Annotated in this window: 14 protein-coding genes and 3 tRNA genes; 11 read left to right on the forward strand and 6 right to left on the reverse strand. The window is 60.7% G+C overall.

Annotated features, from left to right (window positions below; genetic code table 11):
• Nucleotides 1-145: 145 nt before the first annotated feature.
• From cas2 to dcuC, 4 genes are all read right to left on the reverse strand, one after another.
• Entirely contained in the window at nt 146-475 is a 330-nt protein-coding gene (cas2, locus tag HMPREF2996_RS10980; protein WP_070533915.1) for a CRISPR-associated endonuclease Cas2, read from the reverse strand.
• Nucleotides 459-1,376, reverse strand: a complete 918-nt coding sequence (gene cas1 / locus HMPREF2996_RS12540) for a type II CRISPR-associated endonuclease Cas1 (protein ID WP_083313811.1) — start codon at nt 1,374-1,376, stop codon at nt 459-461. Before cas1 ends, cas2 begins: the two co-directional genes overlap by 17 nt.
• Nucleotides 1,376-4,675 (reverse strand): type II CRISPR RNA-guided endonuclease Cas9, encoded by a 3,300-nt coding sequence (cas9, locus tag HMPREF2996_RS10985; protein WP_070711043.1) that lies wholly within the window; start codon nt 4,673-4,675, stop codon nt 1,376-1,378. The genes cas1 and cas9 overlap by 1 nt, the downstream gene beginning before the upstream one ends.
• Before the next feature lie 186 nt (nt 4,676-4,861).
• Nucleotides 4,862-6,271: a C4-dicarboxylate transporter DcuC gene (gene dcuC / locus HMPREF2996_RS10990; protein ID WP_070711044.1), complete on the reverse strand. Its 1,410-nt coding sequence runs from the start codon at nt 6,269-6,271 to the stop codon at nt 4,862-4,864.
• Nucleotides 6,272-6,370: 99 nt separating this feature from the next.
• Between dcuC and HMPREF2996_RS10995 the strand changes: the two genes are divergently transcribed.
• From HMPREF2996_RS10995 to HMPREF2996_RS11025, 7 genes are read left to right on the forward strand one after another with little or no spacing between them, the layout of a single operon-like run.
• Entirely contained in the window at nt 6,371-7,381 is a 1,011-nt protein-coding gene (locus tag HMPREF2996_RS10995) for an o-succinylbenzoate synthase (RefSeq protein ID WP_070731392.1), read from the forward strand.
• Between the two features lie 48 nt (nt 7,382-7,429).
• Nucleotides 7,430-9,781, forward strand: a complete 2,352-nt coding sequence (locus tag HMPREF2996_RS11000) for an ATP-binding cassette domain-containing protein (RefSeq protein ID WP_070731364.1) — start codon at nt 7,430-7,432, stop codon at nt 9,779-9,781.
• Between the two features lie 10 nt (nt 9,782-9,791).
• Nucleotides 9,792-10,394 (forward strand): hypothetical protein, encoded by a 603-nt coding sequence (locus HMPREF2996_RS11005; RefSeq protein WP_070447990.1) that lies wholly within the window; start codon nt 9,792-9,794, stop codon nt 10,392-10,394.
• Complete coding sequence (menD, locus tag HMPREF2996_RS11010) at nt 10,387-12,078, forward strand: 2-succinyl-5-enolpyruvyl-6-hydroxy-3-cyclohexene-1-carboxylic-acid synthase (protein ID WP_070731366.1); 1,692 nt, start codon at nt 10,387-10,389, stop codon at nt 12,076-12,078. Before HMPREF2996_RS11005 ends, menD begins: the two co-directional genes overlap by 8 nt.
• Nucleotides 12,079-12,522 (forward strand): DUF3592 domain-containing protein, encoded by a 444-nt coding sequence (locus HMPREF2996_RS11015; protein WP_070718934.1) that lies wholly within the window; start codon nt 12,079-12,081, stop codon nt 12,520-12,522.
• An 8-nt stretch (nt 12,523-12,530) separates the two neighbouring features.
• Complete coding sequence (locus HMPREF2996_RS11020) at nt 12,531-13,730, forward strand: glycosyltransferase family 4 protein (protein ID WP_070731394.1); 1,200 nt, start codon at nt 12,531-12,533, stop codon at nt 13,728-13,730.
• A gap of 11 nt (nt 13,731-13,741) precedes the next feature.
• Nucleotides 13,742-14,431 carry a demethylmenaquinone methyltransferase gene (locus HMPREF2996_RS11025; RefSeq protein WP_070731367.1) on the forward strand — a complete coding sequence of 230 codons (690 nt, stop codon included), beginning with the start codon at nt 13,742-13,744 and terminating at the stop codon, nt 14,429-14,431.
• Between the two features lie 20 nt (nt 14,432-14,451).
• Here the strand turns inward: HMPREF2996_RS11025 and HMPREF2996_RS11030 are convergent, their stop codons facing one another.
• Nucleotides 14,452-15,690: a geranylgeranyl reductase family protein gene (locus HMPREF2996_RS11030; RefSeq protein ID WP_070731369.1), complete on the reverse strand. Its 1,239-nt coding sequence runs from the start codon at nt 15,688-15,690 to the stop codon at nt 14,452-14,454.
• 93 nt (nt 15,691-15,783) lie between these two features.
• Between HMPREF2996_RS11030 and HMPREF2996_RS11035 the strand changes: the two genes are divergently transcribed.
• Together HMPREF2996_RS11035 and HMPREF2996_RS11040 are read left to right on the forward strand one after the other, a co-directional pair.
• Nucleotides 15,784-16,788, forward strand: a complete 1,005-nt coding sequence (locus HMPREF2996_RS11035; RefSeq protein WP_070447998.1) for a polyprenyl synthetase family protein — start codon at nt 15,784-15,786, stop codon at nt 16,786-16,788.
• A gap of 76 nt (nt 16,789-16,864) precedes the next feature.
• Nucleotides 16,865-16,947: transfer RNA gene (locus tag HMPREF2996_RS11040), tRNA-Tyr, on the forward strand.
• A 91-nt stretch (nt 16,948-17,038) separates the two neighbouring features.
• On the opposite strand, the gene HMPREF2996_RS11045 is transcribed toward HMPREF2996_RS11040, so the two are convergent.
• Entirely contained in the window at nt 17,039-18,160 is a 1,122-nt protein-coding gene (locus tag HMPREF2996_RS11045) for a glutathione S-transferase C-terminal domain-containing protein (RefSeq protein WP_070731371.1), read from the reverse strand.
• A gap of 244 nt (nt 18,161-18,404) precedes the next feature.
• Here HMPREF2996_RS11045 and HMPREF2996_RS11050 point away from each other — a divergent pair.
• Nucleotides 18,405-18,480 (forward strand) — tRNA-Thr (locus tag HMPREF2996_RS11050).
• Between the two features lie 34 nt (nt 18,481-18,514).
• A tRNA-Met gene (locus tag HMPREF2996_RS11055) sits at nt 18,515-18,586 on the forward strand.
• The last annotated feature ends 121 nt before the right edge of the window (nt 18,587-18,707 follow it).

Here is an 18,707-nt window from a genome sequence, read left to right on the forward strand (position 1 = left end):
GGTTCAGTTCTCATTACCCCTGATAGACTTCCCATACGAGGCCCTGCCAACTCCAACGCGCTGGGGTTCAGTTCTCATTACCCCTGATAGACTTCAGTGTGGCCCCAAAAGGGTCGTTTAACTGGAGTTTATCGGTGATCCTCCGCTAGAAAATCGTGAGCTGAGGTGGGGTATTCTCCATTTCGGAAGGCTCTGATTTGGAAAAGCGAATCGCTTTCGACCATTGAATATCAGTGACGGATATGATTCTCACATCTCCGCCTTCTGGTAGACCAGACTTGATTTGCTTGACGGTTGTCGCGATACGGGAGGCGAGGGGGAAATACTGAACGTAAACGCTTAGTTGGGATCTACAAAAGCCAAGGTCTAAGAGGTGGTTTCGAAACCGGTTGGCCTCTCTGGTTTGAATTCTTGATTTAACGGGAAGATCGAACATGACCACGCACCACATTGGTTCACTATCTTTCGCCGGCATCGAGTTTTCCTTCCCAGACGGGAACGTTTAGGTGTTTTAGATTTCCCTCGATATATAGGCCATATTGTTGGCTGAACTCATTAAAAGCTGTGCTTAAGGATTTTCCACTGGAATTGAAGGGGCTGTTTAGATACTGCGATATGAGGGTCTTTTGCGGAGATCCTAATGCTTGTCCGTCACTAGAAACGGTGAATACAACCTGATCAACCATTGGTCGAAATGGTTCAATAAGGTCATCGACCAATGCCCACTTGTTGCCGCGGCCGTGGTGGAATACGCCTAATGCTCCAGATAATCCAGCGCTAGCTACAGCTCGAATGCCGTGGCCGCGCAAAAGTGTGTAACCGTAATCGAGCGCAGAATTCCAGCCAGGTTCTCCGCTGCCAGGTAAACGTAAGTAAGCATGACCATGGGAGATGCAAGACCAGTATTTGCGCGCTGCCTGTGCTTCAAGATTCTCTGGATCGCCAGATTTAACGGTACGAGAGAGGGCGTAGAGTTCCTTGGCTCCAGGCTTAGCTAGTGCTTTTAGAACGGAAGCTTGACCAGAAATTTTGGCTGCGACAATTCGAGACCAAGCTTGCTTCTTTTTGGGCAAAGATAATTGTGATTGGGCTTGGTGGCGAGCACCGATCCGGGAATGTTCGTTCCATGGGTAAGCACCGGCGACCGGAACGTTTCTCCAGTCGCAAACTAAGAGGGCGATGTCGTAGTCACTGAGCTTCTGGAGAACGGCACCGCTGATTGTGCTTTCTGAGCCAATGAGGACGACTGCGATTTGGGCTAGCGGCAGCGAAACATCGGTTGGAGTATCTTCTCGATGGATGATGAGCTGGCCCCGGGAATACCGGAGAGACCCCTTCAAATTGAGACAATCAATGACCCGCCACCCAGAGTTCATTATTCTGCCTTCCAAGAAATGGGCAGATGAGCCTTGCTAGTCAGCCTTATTCTTCCCAGAGCATCTCGACGGACCACAGTCATGTTGCCTTCACCAAAAGCTTTGTTTACGGCTGGCAGCCAGCCCGGTCTATCTATTACTTTCTTGGAGGCTTGAGACACATCGGAAGATAGTCCCTCGGCACTCATATAAAGTGGGCGCAGTCGCAACTTAGAGTTTGAGAAGAACCCATCTAGGCGCCAGCGTTGAATTTGTCCAAACTCTTTTTGCACTTCCGCAATCTGTCCGGTGTTGAAGCTTGAGGTGTCGATGACTAGCTCATCGTCTACAACCAACCAACCAATATACTCTGCCGTGCCGTCGGCAAGGGCCTTGCGCAGTTTGGGCTCTGCCTGGCGGACTGACATTGTCTGCGGTTTGATCTCAGCGGAGAACAGGTCCCCATGTCGGTGCTGCATTAGATCGACATTATAAACCCGCAACATGCTGAAGGAGGAAGCCTTTTTCCCGGGGATTTTATAGATCCGGGCATGGTGGAAACGGCTTAGTTCAGCGTAACCACCTCGTACCTTGATAGCGCCTGCACCAACTGGAAAGACTTCGATTTCGTCGTCGGCATCGTACCAAGTGCCGTGCACACGAATTCGTCGTTCGGGATTCTCTGGCAGACCTTCTTTAGGATCGAAGTCTTCTTCGCGAGTGAGTGCACACCATAATGCTTCGGTGGATGCCCTGTCGATATCGGTGACCGAAATAGCATCGCCGACGCGTATCTTCTTTAACTCTCCGATTGTGTCCTCGTGGGCGCGTCCGTTGCCGATGCGTAGCCTTAGATTCGAGGTAACTACGACTCGGTCTTCATCCAACGCCTGCTGCAAGAGCATGGCGAGTTTTCGCATCTTAGGCAGCCAAGCATTCCACGCCGCGCGATGTGCTTCATCAGCTCCAGTGAATTCTTTCCACTGGGGTGCAGAGCGAAGCAGCTCAGCTTCTCGCTTTTTGTTTGAACGAATGGCAAGAGTTTCTGCGACGTAGTTTTGAGTAAAAGCTACTACTGCAGCATCGACAGCATGATGACGACGGTCGAGGCGAGATTTTCCAGTGCCATCGATGAAACGTAGTTGGCCTGATATTCCCGAAGCACGGCGAGCTTCCGCAGTGAGTGCACCTCGATAGACACTTACGGTAGTGCCGTTATCTTGAAAGCGCTGCGCAACTCTGCCGCGTAGTTCGTTCGCCATCCAAGCAACAGATTCCATCGAGCGGGCGTCGATCGGTTCATCCATGGCGGTTCGCTTCAGTCGCTCGCGGACGCTGGTACGGAATTTGTTGAAGTCCTTTGCTGACATGCCGGAATCTTCGGCCCAGTGGCGCGTACGGTCGAGTGCCTCCTTAACGCTCACACCTGGAATTCCAGACTGGGCTGCCCAAACAGCAAAGGGGAAGTTTTTCTTGGACAGATTACAGCGATGACACACAGCCACGAGGTTGTCACGAGTATTGGTGGAGCCTTGGCCAGCGCGGGGGACAATATGATCCATCTCGCACGTGGAATAAGTGATTGGTTCCCCGCAGTAGGCGCATTGGCAATTTTGGCGTTGTACTGATTGGAACCGCCAAAGGTCGGCACTGCGTGGCTTTCCTTCGATGCCTAGTTTCTCCTGCATATCTTGGAAAAGCTTTTGGTTGCGTTTATGGCGCGCGTTGTTCTCGCGATCAATTTCGTTAGCCTTCGATTTACTGACGAACCCATCGCGGACGTGTTCAATTACGACGGACTTTGGGGCACCCCATACGTCTGCGGCTGCTTCCAGCCACCTTGCCACGCCTTTCAGAACGCGATCTACAGCTGGGTTTCCTACTGGTTCACCAATTCGAGGAGCGGGAGGGGTCCAATCCTTGGGGATGTTAAATTCCGCCAAACGTGCCGCGTAAAGATCAAGATTTTCGTCCAGCATGCGGCTAGTTAGTCGCTTCAGAGTGTCTTCGCAGTATGCGGCACGGCCCATCGGCAGATGTAGAGAATCGAGCTTCTCATGCTCGGTCTCGTCGAGCTCCGCGAAGAAAGCTTGAACTTGAGCTCCTTCAGGGGAATCGAAATCATCAACTTCGGCATTCGACAGAGACTTGAGCATGGCGGCGCGTTCGTCATCCGAGGCCCGCTCCCACCAGGCAGCTAAAGGCTTCACCTTGCAGCCGAGAATCGTCCGGTTGGTGTCATGCACAGGTGGTCGAGCGCCTGCACGTTCGCCATCGTCAGTCATTATGGCCGTTCCTCTTAGTTGGCCACGGTCAATGCGCAAAAGCTCGGCTATGTCTAACCAGGTGGGTTCTTTCTTGTGAGAAAGATTGACAAGGTAATTAAAAACAATCAGCCGCTCATCGCGATCAAGGGGAGAGGTATCGCCGCCGCGGTTGATACGGAGGTTTCCGGTGAGAGCAGCGATACGGTACTGCTGAAAGACGTCAGAAGCTTTTAGAGCTCGGTCTTGACTGGGTTGCAGGGGGTCCTTGCCGACGCGCCCTTGTTGAGCACCTTTGGGGGATTCAGCCTCGAAGACTAGTTCTAAAATGTTTTTCCGTAGTGTGTCGTCTATCTTTTGGACACGGCAAATCTCGTTGATTTCGCGCGCGTGGTCTATCTGATGCAGCCGCGCAGAAATAACTGCCTGCTTCACCTCGTTTGCGGGCTTCTTGTCGTCTTTCTTCTTGCCACCGCCTCGTAGCCTGTCGGTACCCAATTGAGCAAAGGAAATGAGTTGCCCAACGGTGGCATCGTGAGGAATTGCGCGGCCGGTGGCCGCCTCCAGCTCCTTGCGTATTTGTTGAAAAGCCTCGCTAGGCTCGCTCGGTGCGTACAGGCTCGATACCTTCCAATATGGATTACGCCAACCTCGGTGGTTGGCAATATGGCGTAGCGCGATAGAAAGATATCGGCCTCGTTCTTCGTCATCGTGGATGAAGGAATTTACCAATTCCACGCGAGCCTTCCATGGAAGGTAAGGGTCGGAATAGTGCTCAAAAGGTAGAGTTTCCCAGCCTTGCGCTTTGAGAAACTTTTCAAGCTTAATCATGCGCTTGCGGCGACGGCGGTACAGACGTCGCGTACGTCGTGCGACTCCAGAAGAAGCAAGTCGGGTCACCGCTCGCTTTTGCTGGTCGGGATCTAGTCCTGAGTCGTGGATCAGCGAAACCGCACTGAGAATTTTTACTGGTAGATCATTTTCGTCGACTTCAATGGCGGTGCAGCCAAGCGAATAAGTTCCGACATCTATTCCAACGCGGTAAGAGAGAGACAAAGGATTAGCCCTTTCAGATAAAAAGAAAGCCGAACCCGAGGGTTCGGCTTGGAGCAATCAACGTCGGAAACGAGCCGACGCTTACTGAAGTTCAGTTCTGGTTAAGAACATAGCAGAATACGTCTCGTGTGTCTTGGTTTCCTCCACAAAATTGGCGGAAGACTATTGGGTTCGCACCGATGACTTTCATCCAATAAACATGAACGCAAACAGCGTGTTGAGCACCGTCGCCACAATCATGGGCACGGAGGTGCGCTTGACCAATTGGATGGGATTGACCTTGATGGCGCCGGCAACAATGAGTACCGCGGCGTTGACCGGGGAGACCTGGCGCATCAGGTTGGACGTACCCCAAATGGCGGTGAGCATCTGCGGGGCGTGGATGGAGGTCTGCGAGGCCAGGTTGGGCACTACCTCAGAGAAGGCGAAGTAAGGCGCGGTGCCGGAACCGGTGAGTGCGGCCATCGCGGCGGTCGCGGCGACGAAGATGAGAACGATGATGACGGCGGCGCCGGAGGAGCCTTCGGCGGCGTCGATGAGCATGTCAATGACGCCCATCTGCGTAATACCTTCGACCAGGACGGCGGCGGCAACCAGCAGGGCCACGACGCCCGCAGCACCTTCGCCCATGCCCTTGAAGAAGCTGGAGATGGAATCCACGGCACCCGTGACGGTGCGCTTGCGGATGGACTCGATGATCATCGCGATGAACAGGGAGACCACAGTCACTGGGAGGATGCCGCCCTCAAAGGGGATAACGCCCATGCGGTTGAGGATGGCGGAGACGATGATGAGTAGCAGCGGCATGAGCGGAAGCACGGCGTAGTAGCCCGGCAGGGAAGCGGCGCGGGCGATAGCTTCCTCGGTAGCGTCATCGTGCATCGAATCGGCGCTGACCTCACCGGAGCTTTCAGCCTTGCGGGCATCCACCTTATCGCAGTGGCGCTGCCACCACATGTGGACGAAGGCCGTGATGAGGAGCGTGGGAACGGTGGCATAGGCGACAGCACCGTAGACGAATTCCGTCGGCGTCATGTTGGTGAGATCGGCGCCCTGAATGAGGCCGGCCTCAAGTGGGGTGGGCACAATGGTAGAGGAGGTCACCACGATGGCGCCCACGGTCAGCGGGGTCAGGCCCGCAGCGATGAGCGCTGGCAGGAGAGTGGCCACAAGAAGCAAGGACAGCGCTGCGGCCGAGGGGATCACCAGCGAGAGCAGCGTGCCCAAGATGAAGCCCACTGGAACCAGCCAGTAGGAACCTTTGAAGCGCTTGAGCGGTGAGGAGAGCACCACGACCGTCTTGGCATCAGCACCAATGTGCCGCATATAGGACACGAAGCCGAAGAGCACCATAATCGCCATGCCGATGCCGGAGAAGCGTGCTTTGAATAGCGCGTCCACGACGAGCAGCTGATCGTAGAAGGCATTACCCGTGGCTTCGATTTCGGTGGTGCGGAAATCCGCGCGCCCAGTGAGGGCGGCGAGCATGAGCAGGACTACGCCAACGGCGAAGATGGAGGCCGCGGCGTGGACTTTCTTATAGATGAGGTAGACAACTGCGGCGATGGCCAGCAGTGCGATGAGAAGGTAAAGCATCTGAGGATCCTTCTTCTGGTTATATCCACTTACTGTTATAAGGTAACACCGGCTATGACAGGTGTCGCGCTCAACCCCCCCACACGTACGATGAACCTCATGCACATTGATGACGTCCTCGATCGCGCCCACGTGGTATCCCTGCCCCTCGCCGTGAAATTCCGCGGCATTACTACCCGGGAGGCGCTGCTTATCGATGGCCCCGCGGGCTGGGGTGAGTTCGCCCCCTTCCTGGAGTACGGAGCGGAGGAATCCGCCCGCTGGCTCGCCGCCGGGCTGGAAGCGGCCTACGAAGGCTTTCCGGAACCCGTGCGCGAGTGGGTAGAAGTCAACGGCACCGTCCCTGCGGTTCCTGCCGAGCAGGTGCCGGAGGTCATGGAGCGCTATCCCGGCTGCCGCACCTTCAAAATCAAGGTGGCGGAGAAGGGGCAGACCCTAGAGGACGACATCGCGCGCGTTCACGCTGTCCGTTCCCACATCGAAGCCCAGGGCCGCGTGCCGGTCCTGCGCGTCGATGCCAACTGTGGCTGGAGCGTCGAGGAAGCCGTCACCGCGGCCAAGGAGCTCATGCCGCTGGACTATATGGAGCAGCCGTGCCAGACCGTCGAGGAACTCAAGGAAGTGCGCACCCAGCTCATGCGCGCCGGGATTTTCGTGCGCGTGGCGGCAGACGAGTCCATCCGCAAGGCCAGCGACCCCTACCGGGTGGCGGAATTGCAGGCGGCGGATGTCGCCGTGGTCAAGCCCGCGCCGCTGGGTGGTGTGCGCAAGGTGCTCGAGGTGGCTTCCCATCTGCGCGAGCGCCACATGGACATCACGGTGGCCTCCGCCCTGGATACCTCGGTGGGAATCTCCATGGGGCTTGCCGCCGTGGCCGCCTTGCCTCAGATCTATGACGACGAAGACATCGACGTCACCCCAGCCGCCGCGGGCCTGGCCACCGGTTCGCTGTTCCTCGAGGATGTCACGGCACCGCGCGAGCTTGTCGACGGTCACCTGCGCGCCGAAGCCCTTGCCCCCGACCCGGATCGCCTCAGCGCGCTCGCCGCGCCGGGCGAGCGCCGCGAGTGGTGGTTTGAGCGCGTGCGCCAGTGCTGGCCGCACCTTTAAAAGCACAGCTCACGGTCCATGTCCGGAGGTCAGCGTAGGCTGGCGGGCATGACGATTTCCGTGAGAGACGCGCACCTGCACAACCTTCGCAACGTGGATGTGGACCTTCCACGCGGCCAGCTCGTGGCCGTGACGGGGGTGTCCGGTTCCGGCAAGTCCTCGCTGGCCTTCGGCACCATTCATGGCGAAGGCCAGCGCCGCTACCTGGAATCCGTCGCGCCCTTTGCTCGACGCCTCATCGCTTCAGCGGTGGACCCGCAGGTCGGCCGCATCGAGGGGCTGCCGCCGACGGTGGCGTTGCAGCAGTCGGCGTCGGCAAGCAGCGCGCGCTCCACCGTGGGCACGATCTCCGCCATGTCTAACTCCGTGCGCCTTCTTTACTCGCGCTGCGGTGACAACCCGGAGGGCCTGTACTCCGATTCCTTCTCCCCGAATACCCCAGAAGGCATGTGCCCGGAGTGCCAGGGCACCGGCGTGGTCCACGAACCCACGGAGGCCTCCATGGTGCCGGACCCCAGTCTGAGCATCGAGGAAGGCGCGATTGCTGCGTGGCCAGGGGCCTGGGCGGGCAAGAACTTCCACGACATTCTGCAAGAACTGGGCTATGACTTGGATTCACCGTGGGAGGATTTGCCGAAGAAAGACCGCGAGTGGATCCTCTTCACCGAGGAGCGCCCGGTGGTAACCGTCAAGCCGCGCCGCGGGGCGGATCAGATCCAGCGCAATTACGAGGGCACGTGGCGTTCCGTGGCCAGCTACCTGACCAAGACCTATGCGGAGACGAAGTCGGATACGCTGCGTGCCCGCGTCTTGAGCTTCATGGAAACCCGCCGCTGCGATACCTGTCAGGGGCGCCGGCTGACGGCGAAGGCGCTCAAGGTCACCTACGCCGGGCTGCCGATCGACGAATTCAATGCCCTTCCGTTGAGCGAAGCCCACGAGCTGCTAAGCGCTCAGAAGCCACAACCGAATGATGCCGAAGACCTGCTCCTCAAGGCCCTCCTTCCGGCCTTTGAATCCGCACTGGAACTCGGCCTGGGGCACCTCAGCCTGGATAGGCCGACGGACACGCTCTCGGGCGGTGAGGTGCAGCGCCTGCGCCTGGCTGCGCAGCTGCGCTCTGGACTCTATGGCGTGACCTATGTCCTGGATGAGCCCTCTGCGGGCCTGCACCCGGTGGAGCGGGGCGCGGTGCTTGATATGTGCCGGCGCTTCATCGCGGAGGGGAACTCGGTGCTGCTGGTGGAACACGACATGGAACTGGTCAAGCAGGCCGATTGGATCGTGGATGTCGGCCCGCTCGCCGGTGAGCGCGGCGGCCAGGTGGTGTACTCGGGTCCCGTCGCCGATTACATAGAGGCGGCGGACTCCGCAGATACTCCCACCGCGCGTGCCTTAGCCCGCCCGCGTCCCACGCCCAAGGCCGAAGCGCGCCCGGCGCACGGTGATATCGCGCTGTGCCGGGTGCACTCGCACACCATCGATGGCCTCGACGTGGACTTCGGACTCGGCCAGTTTACGGCCATTACTGGGCTTTCGGGTTCCGGCAAATCCACGTTGCTGGCCGCACTCCATGACATGCTCACGGGGCCGGACTGTCCGAAGCAGGTCAAGCGCGTGGTCTCCATTACCCAAAAGCCAATCGGCCGAACCCCGCGCTCCACGGTGGCGACGTACACCAACCTCTTCGACAACGTGCGCAAGCTCTTCGCGGCCACCCCGGAGGCCAAGAAGAAGAAATGGACGGTCTCGCGCTTTTCCTACAACGTTAAGCAAGGCCAGTGCCCCACCTGCGGTGGCGCCGGCCAGATCGAGGTCGAGCTGGTCTTCCTTCCAGGCTCCTATACCCAGTGCCCGGATTGCCAGGGACAGCGCTATAACGATGACACCTTGTCCATCCGCTGGAAGGACAGGACCATCGCGGACATCCTCGACCTTACGGTGGAAGAGGCCCTGGAGGTCTTTGCAGATGAAGCGCCGATCCTCCACGCGCTGCAAACCTTGGAGGCGGTCGGTCTGGGTTACCTGCGCTTGGGCCAGGGCGCTCCGGAGCTTTCCGGCGGTGAAGCGCAGCGCATCAAGCTTGCCACGGAGCTGCAGCGCTCCCGCAACTCGCGCCGGGGCCATACCGTCTACCTGCTGGATGAGCCCACCGTCGGGTTGCACCCGGCCGATATCGACCTGCTCATCGCTGAGCTGCACTCGCTGGTGGAGGCCTCCCATACTGTCGTGGTGGCAGATCATGACCGTCACCTCATCGCCGGCGCTGACCGGGTTATTGAGATGGGCCCGGGGTCTGGTTCGGATGGCGGAAAGATTGTGGCGGATGGCACGCCGGGTCAGGTTTCCACGGGACTAACGCCCACCGGGCGGGTGCTAAGTGGCGCGGGTGCACGATAAGGTAAATCCCATGACCAACAACAACGGCGACAACGAGACGCGGCAGTTCGGCCGCGTCACCGGTGAGAACGAAACCCGCCAGTTCGGCGCGCCCCAACAGCAGCCGCCACAGCGTCCCCAACAACACTTCCCGGAGCCCGGATCCCAAAACACGCAGGCCTATGGTCAGCCCTATCAGCAGGGCTATGACCAGAACTATCAGCAGCCGCAATATGACCCGGTCCCGTCCAGCTACCAGGTGGAGCAGCCGAAGAAGGGCGGGGGAGCCCTGTCCTATGTCTTCGCGGCCATCGCTGCTATCGCCGTCGTTTTCGCCGGCGTGCTGTTCTTCCTGTGGCGCGGTGCGGCAGCGGATGCTGACAAACCCGCCCCGGAGCCGGTTACCGAGACCGTGACCACCGAGGTTCCCACCACGGTGACCACCACCAAGAGCTCGCCGCGGGATAACCTCCCCACCGATATTCCGACGGAGCTGCCGACGGAGCTGCCGCCGGACGTCCAGGACCGTGTGGACCAGGGTGGAGCCGAATTGGAAGGGTTGATCAATGACCTCTTCGAGCAATTCGATTCGGGCATGGAAGAGCTCGATACGGGTGGTGCAGGCAATGCCTAATACTGAGCCTCGTGCCGAGAGCACTGCCGCCGTGCAGCCGGAGTCGATGCAGCTGGCCGAAGCACTGGCGGCCCAGCTTTCGCGGCACCTCACTGACGTGGTTATCTGCCCGGGTTCGCGCAACGCACCGCTGTCTTTGGCGCTTCTCGCGCGCAGCGATATTCGCGTGCATACCCGCCTGGATGAGCGCTCCGCCGCCTTCGCTGCTTTAGGTTTGGCACGCGTCCAACGCCGGCACGTCGGCATCGTGATGACCTCCGGCACCGCGGTGGCTAATGCCCTGCCCGCGATGGTGGAGGCGCATTACTCGCATACCCCGCTGGCCGTCATCAGCGCGGACCGGCCGGCCCGCTTGGTGGGCACGGGGGCCTCCCAGACTATTGAGCAGCCCGGCATCTTCAGCGTGTACGCAGAGACCACCCAGGTGGAGAGCACGAGAGATATCCCGCTTATCGCGGAGCGCTTTTTGAATGACCGCCAGGTGCACATCAACGTGGCTCTCGATGCCCCGCTGGTAGGCGAAGAGCTGCCCGGTAGCCCGACGGATTACACGCAGCACCGCGCTCGTACCCCGCGGTGGGCGAATCACGGAGAGGTGGCCGTCGATCTCAGCCGCAACACGCTCGTCATCGCCGGCGATGAGGCCTGGGAAGTCGAAGGCCTGGAGGATGTCCCCACCATCGCCGAGCCCACGGCACCTGCGCCCTATCACCCGGTGCACCCGGCCGCGGCGCACCTCTTCCGCCGCGCTCAGGTGTCCGCCAATGACTACGTGGTCAACACCAAGGTGGAGCAGGTCATCGTCGTGGGCCACCCCACTTTGCACCGCGGGGTTATGGCGCTGCTGAGTGATCCCGATATCGACCTCATCTGCCTGTCCCGCATGGAAGATTTCACTAACCCGCGCGGCGGGGCCGCGCAGCTAGGAACCACCGTCAAGACCAGCGGCGAGCCCACGCGAGAGTGGATGAAAATCTGCGAAGGCGCGGCCCAGATGGCGGCCGACGGTGTTCGTGAGGTTCTCGCGGAGACCACCGGTGAGGAGGCTACTCAGCCCGAGATTGGCTTTACCGGCCTCCACGTTGCCGCCGCGGTAGGGGATACCCTCGCCGTTGGTGACACCCTCGTCCTGGGCGCCTCCAACGCAGTGCGGGATGCTTCCTTCATTGGCCTGCCTTTTGATGGGGTGGAGACCTATTCGCCGCGCGGGGCTGCCGGCATCGACGGCACCGTCGCGCAGGCCATCGGTATCGCCCTGGCCACCCAGTCCCGCGAAGCCGATGCCCCGCGCGCACCGCGCACCGTGGCGCTCATGGGGGATGTCACCTTCCTCCACGACGCGACTTCGCTCATCCTCCCCGAAGACAACCCGCGCCCGGAGAACCTCACCATCGTCGTCTCAAACGACGACGGCGGCGGCATCTTCGAGGTGCTCGAACAGGGCCGCGAGCCCCTGCGCGACTCCTTCGAGAAGGCGTTTGGAACGCCGCATGGGGTGGGCGTGGCCAAGCTAGCGGAAGCCTGCGGTGCTGAGCACCGCGAGGTGAGCTCGGCGCAGGAGCTGCTCGACGTTTTGGCAGAACTCAAGGAATACTCCACCGGCATCACCGTGGTGGAGGCGCATACCACGAGGTCCTCGCGCCGCGCGCTGCAGGAAGCTTTGAATGCCAAGGTAGGTCAGTAAATGACGCGGCGCCGGGTACGCCAGCTGATCCTGGTGCTGTACGCCGCAGCTCTCGTGGGCATGGCGGGAATGGTCATCGGCCCTTTTCTCAATGACCGCACCATCGGCGCCAACCCCGGGCGCGCCCTGGCCACGGTGACGGATGTCGGCACCTTGCGTACCTTCGTGGATTTCCAGGACTCCGAGGGTATCTATCACACCCCGCCCACCGGCCTGCTTTATCCCACCGGGCTGGGGGAGGGACAGCAGGTCTGGGTGCTCTATGCCAAGAACAACCCGGACCTAGTCAAGGTGGAAGGCCGAGAATGGACGCTATCGATCATTCCGGCGCTGTCCTCTGCAGTTGTGGCGACCCTGATTGCCGGTGCGTGCTGGTGGGCAAGCGGGAAAATTAACCGGAATTTAGCACGTGCTTTACCAGCTGAGCACCCAGGAAAGGAATGATGGGGCGCATGCGTGTAGCCATCGTCGCGGAATCCTTCTTGCCTAACGTCAACGGAGTGACCAACTCCGTGCTGCGTGTCCTCGAATACCTCCACGAGCACGGCCACGAGGCCATCGTCATCGCTCCTGGTGCCCGGGATGGGCAGGAGGAGATCCCTGATTACCTCGGGTTCACCATCGTGCGCGTGCCCACCGTGCGGGTGCCGCTGGTGGATTCGCTCCCGGTCGGGGTGCCCACCTCCGCTGTGGACGAGGCGCTGCGCGAGTTCAAGCCGGACATCATCCACCTGGCCAGCCCCTTTGTTCTCGGAGCGGCGGGTGCCTTCTCCGCCCGCCAACAGCGTATTCCGGCAGTGGCGCTGTACCAGACGGACGTCGCGGGATTCGCCACCAAGTACCATGCCTCCGCGCTGGCCTATGGGGTGTGGGAGTGGCTGCGCACCATCCACAACGCGTGCCAAATGACTCTCGCGCCCTCCTCACTGACCATCAGCGACTTGGAGAAGCACCACATCAAGAACGTGCGCCACTGGGGCCGCGGCGTAGACTCGGAGCGCTTCCACCCCTCGAAGCGCTCGGCGGCGCTGCGCCGGAACTGGGACTCTACGGGGAAGAAGAAGATCGTCGGCTTCGTCGGCCGCCTGGCCGCGGAGAAGGGCGTGCACCGCCTGTCGGCCCTTAACGGTCGCGACGACATTCAGCTCGTCATTGTTGGCGATGGCCCAGAGCGCCCGCTGCTGGAGGCCCAGCTGCCGGATGCGGTCTTTACCGGGGCATTGGGCGGCGAGGAGCTCGCAGCCGCATATGCAAGCCTTGATATCTTCGTGCACGCCGGCGAGTTCGAGACTTTCTGCCAGGCCATCCAGGAGGCGCAGGCCTCAGGCGTGCCCACCATCGGCCCCCGCGCGGGCGGCCCAGTGGACCTCATTGAGGAGGGCTATAACGGGTTGCTTCTCGATGTCCCCACGTTCGTCGAGGATCTCCCGAATGCCGTCGACGCGCTTCTCAATCCGGAGATTCACCAGGAGATGCGGGAGAACGCCCGGAAGTCGATTGCCTCCAAGACCTGGCCGGCGTTGTGCGAGCAGCTGCTGGGCTACTACGACGAGGTTTTGGAGAATGTCCGTGAGGTCCCGCTGACCATTTTGGGCCAGCGTCCGGAGCTGCCGCGTTGGGCCGCTCGCGCTCTGGGAGCGCGCGTCGCCTAAACTAGGCGCTTGTGTCTAAGGCAGATCTGGAGAAGAAGCCCTTCGATGTCGCGCGCATGTTTGACGCGGTGGGCAAGAAATACGACATCACCAACACAGTGCTGTCCTTTGGGCAGGACGCGCGCTGGCGCCGTCTGACGCGCGAGCGGCTCAACCTGCAGCCAGGGGAGAAGGTCCTCGACCTGGCTGCCGGAACGGCCGTCTCGACGGAAGAGCTGTCCAAGTCCGGCGCGTGGTGCGTGGCCTGTGACTTTTCCCTCGGCATGCTCGCGGCTGGCGCGGAACGCGATGTTCCCAAGGTGGCCGGCGATGGAATGCGCCTGCCCTTTGCGGATAACACTTTTGACGCGGTGACCATTTCCTACGGTCTGCGCAATATCCACGACTTCGAGCTGGGGCTTCGGGAGATGGCGCGCGTGACCAAGCCCGGCGGGCGCCTAGCAGTGGCGGAGTTCTCCAAGCCGGTCATTCCGGTCTTTGGCACCGTCTACAAGGAGTATCTGACCCGCCTGTTACCGCCGATTGCCAAGGTCGTCTCCTCCAACCCGGAGGCCTATATCTACCTCGCGGAGTCCATCCGTGCGTGGCCGGAGCAGCATGAGCTAGCTGCCGCTATTAACCGCAACGGCTGGGAACAAGCAGGTTGGCGCAACCTGACCTGGGGCATCGTGGCGCTGCACTCCGCAGTGAAGCCCGCCTAGGGGGCCTAAGGCCAAAGGGCTCAGGACCAAAGGGGAGTATTGCGCCGCAGCGTGGAGACCGCCCCGCCGGCCAGCCGCCAGGCGCGGGCAAGCAGATCCTTGTCCTCGTCGGTGATGAGGTTGCCCATAAGACGCGCTGCGGCCGGCATGAGCATGCGGCCCACCGGCCCGCGCATGGCCACAGGCCCAGCCAGCGGCAGGAATTGTGGGTAGGTCAGCAGGCGCGCGGCGGTGCGGGCAAGTAGGAAGGCCTCGCCATACTCGGCGCGCAGCCGGTCTGGCCACGCCAAGGTGAGGTCCTTGGTGCCGAGCATCTCCACGGCGAGTGCTGCCGTTTCCAGGCCATAGTCGATGCCCTCGCCGTTCAGCGGATTTACGCAGGCCGCAGCGTCACCGATGAGCATCCAATTGGCGCCGGCAACTCCAGACACCGCACCACCCATCGGCAGCATCGCCGAGGTGACGTTGCGCAGCTCGCCTAGACCCCACTCCGAACGCTGCTGTTCGGCGTAGAAATCCAGCGCCTTCTTCGTGTTGAGGCGGGCCGGGCGGGCGGCCGTAGAGAGCGCGCCCAAGCCGATATTGACCCCCTGGCCCAGCGGAAAGATCCAGCCATAGCCCGGCTGCACCACGCCCTCGGGGTCCTTGAGCTCAACGTGGGAGTGCATCCATTCCTCGCCGCCCTGCGGTGAATCGGCATAAGCGCGTGCAGCAATGCCATAGACCTCCTCGCGGTGCCAGGTGCGGCCCAACTGCTTGCCAAATGTTGAGCGCACCCCGTCGGCCACGATGACCCACTGGGCGCGCACGCGGCGCTTGCCGACGGAGAACTCCACCAGCCGGTTACCGTCCAGCTGCGGCTGTGTCGCCGCGCCGGTTATCAGTTGCGCGCCGGCTGCCTGCGCAGCCTCAACCAGCAGCGCGTCGAATTCATAGCGCGGCAGGGCCGTGCCTTTGTGCGAGGGGTAGGTCTTAGGCCACGGGGCGGTGACGGTGCCGCCGAAGCCATGCAGTTTGAGGCCGCGGTTGCGGTAGGAAGCATTGACTTCGATGCCAAGGAGCTCTAGCTGGTGCATGGCACGTGGGGTCAGACCATCGCCGCAGGTCTTGTCGCGGGGGAAAGGGGAGGCGTCGACAAGCAGCGTCTCATGGCCGGCGCGTGCGGCGTGGATAGCGGCGGCAGCGCCGGCGGGCCCGGCACCTACGATGGCGACGTCAACAAGGGTGGAATCGATCTGCTCCGACATGGGGACTATCATTGCACGGGATAGTGGCCACAAGTGTGTTGAGGGCCGTGCCATGGGCTACGGTAAGTAAACACTAGGATTTTTGAGCTTAAAGGAACACGTTTAATGTCACACGGCCAAACTCACGCCAAGCACGTGGACTTGGGGGATGCGCAGCTCACCGAGCGTATCAACGCCGGGATGGCTGCTGTAGAGGACCTGCTGAATACGGAGCTCGACCGCGGGCAGGACTTCATCAAGGACAAAGTGCGCCACCTGTCCCTGGCTGGTGGCAAGCGTTTCCGCCCGATGATGGCGTTGTTGGCCTCCGAGTTCGGTGAACGTTCACAATCCCCCGAGGTGGTGAAGGCGGCAACCGTGGTGGAAATGGTCCACGTGGCTACGCTCTACCACGACGATGTCATGGATGAGGCGGAGCGCCGACGCGGCGTGGATTCCGCGAACTTCCGGTGGACTAACTCGGTGGCCATTCTGGCGGGCGATGCACTGCTCGCGCACGCCTCGCGGCTGATGAGCCAGCTGGATACCCACACGGTGGAGCATTTCGCGGAGACTTTCGAGGAGCTCGTCACCGGCCAGATGCGGGAAACCATCGGTGCTGGCGAAGCCAATGCCGTAGAGCACTACACGGCGGTGATCCGGGAAAAGACCGCGGTGCTGATTGCCTCCGCCGGCTACCTGGGTGCCTACCACGCGGGTGCGGGTCCAGAACAGTGCGAGGCGCTGCGCCAAATCGGTGCGGCCGTAGGCATGATTTTCCAGATCGTCGACGATGTCATCGACATCTTCTCCGACTCCGAGGAATCCGGGAAGACCCCGGGCACGGACCTGCGCGAGGGCGTGTTCACCCTGCCGGTGCTCTATGCCCTGGAGGAGGAAGGCGAGGTCGGCGATGAGCTGCGCGCCCTGCTGACAGGCCCGCTGGAGGATGACGCTTCCGTGCAACGCGCCATCGAGCTGCTGTGGCAGTCGGGCGGCCGTGATAAGGCGCTGGCCGACGTCAACGCCTACCTGCGCGTGGTCGAGGACCAGCTCTCCCTGCTGCCGGAATGCACGGCTAGTGAAGCACTGCGCCAGTTGGCGGACTATACCGTTCAGCGCGTGGGTTAAAAGCCCCTCCTGCCTGGCGATTTGCATGTTAGGCGGGAGTTCGTAGTAAAGTACATAACCGCACTCAAGAGTGCCTGCCAGGTTGCCCGAGCGGCCAAAGGGAGCGGACTGTAAATCCGCCGGCTTTCGCCTTCAGAAGTTCGAATCTTCTACCTGGCACAACATGAATCCCGCAGACACATCACATGGGTCTGCGGGATTTTTCGATCGCGGGGCGGCCCGGCCCAGCGCAGGGCAGGGTTAAGGGCGGCTAATCCAAGCTGAACAGCTCTCGCTGGAAATCCGTGGGGTTCTTCAACCGCTCAGTTTCAGGCAACGGCCCCGGCAGGGTGGTGCCTTCAGCGAAGGGCGCACCCGGCAGGTAATCGCGGCCGTGGGGCTGTGCCAAACCATTAAGGTCGGGACCGGCCGGCACCACTTGGGTGGGATTAATTTCGCGGTGGACTATGTAGTAGTGCTGCTTGATCTCGGTGAAGTCGGTGGTATCGCCGAAACCAGGGAGCTGGAATAGCTCGCGCAAGTAGCCATAAACGTTCGGCATCTCGCTGGTTTTGTTCCGGTTGGTCTTGAAGTGGCCGTGGTAGACAACGTCAAAGCGGATCAAGGTGGTGTATGCCCGGATATCGGTCTCCGTGATGTGCTCGCCCATGATGAAGCGGCGGTGGTCTAGCCGCTCCTCCAGCCAGTCGAGGACCTCGAAGACATCCGCATAGGCCTCTTCATAAGCCTCCTGGGATGCGGAGAATCCCGCGCGATACACGCCGTTGTTGAGTTTCCTGAAGATGAAGTCGTTAATTTCTTCCATCTCCTCCTTCTGCTCGGCCGGCGGCAGCAGGTTGGGTGCGCCTTCTCGTTGGAAGTCGGTCCACTCTGTCTGGAAGTCCCGCACCATGGAGTTGAAGTCGTTGGTGACAACCTTGCCGCTGGACTCTTCCACAATGGCTGGCACCGTGATGCCCCGCGGATAGGCAGGAAAGCGCGCGAAATACGCATCCTGCAGGCGGGGGATGCGCAGGACGGGGTCGAGCCCGTCGGGGTCGAGGTCGAAAGTCCAGGAGCGCTTGTCGTGGGTGGGGCCCGCCAGGCCTAAGGAGATGACATTTTCCAGTCCCAACAGGCGCCGCACGATGACGGCGCGGTGTGCCCACGGGCAAGCGCGCGCAGCAATGAGGCGATACCGGTGGGGCTGCACCGGCCAGTCGAGGGCCTCGCCGCTACCAGCCACGGAAGGCTGTGGTTCGTCACCGGTGACCGAGGCAAGAATGCGGTCGCCGATGTAGTTGGTGTCTCGCTTGAATTCGCCGTCCGTCGAGGCATTCTGGGCGTCGCCGGCCCAGTCCTTCGGTGTCTGCTTCTGGGTACCAGAGCTCATGTGTCCTCCCTAGAGCACATAAAGTATTTGATACGTCAACAATAGCTGGGTTTGGTGCGCCTGGAGCAGGGACGGTCTACCGCGAGAGTGGTGCAAGGGTGATGTGTGCGAGTTTAGGTGCCTGAAAAGTGCGCAAAAACCATTGCCGTACTGGCGATTTGTGTTGTTTAAGCGTTTCGGGTTAATCTTTTCAAGGCTTCAACGAGAGCACAGCGGAAGAAACTCCGTGACTCTAAGAGGCTGTGCCCCCTTAGCTCAGTCGGCAGAGCGTTTCCATGGTAAGGAAAAGGTCGACAGTTCGATTCTGTCAGGGGGCTCCATTCATGTTTCTGGAAGCTTTCAGAAAGTGAATATGGCGGTGTAGCTCAGTGGTAGAGCAAGCGACTCATAATCGCTGTGTCGCGAGTTCAATTCTCGCCATCGCTACCGGGAAAGAAAAGCGCCCGCATACGGGCGCTTTTTCACTACCGACTCCCAGCCTTATACGGCACGTGGTTTCCATGGGGAATCACCGTTCTGGTAGGGTTGTGCGTTGTCCCAAAAGGGC

Source organism: Corynebacterium sp. HMSC066C02 (genome assembly GCF_001814945.1).
GTDB classification, from domain to species: Bacteria; Actinomycetota; Actinomycetes; order Mycobacteriales; family Mycobacteriaceae; genus Corynebacterium; species Corynebacterium aurimucosum.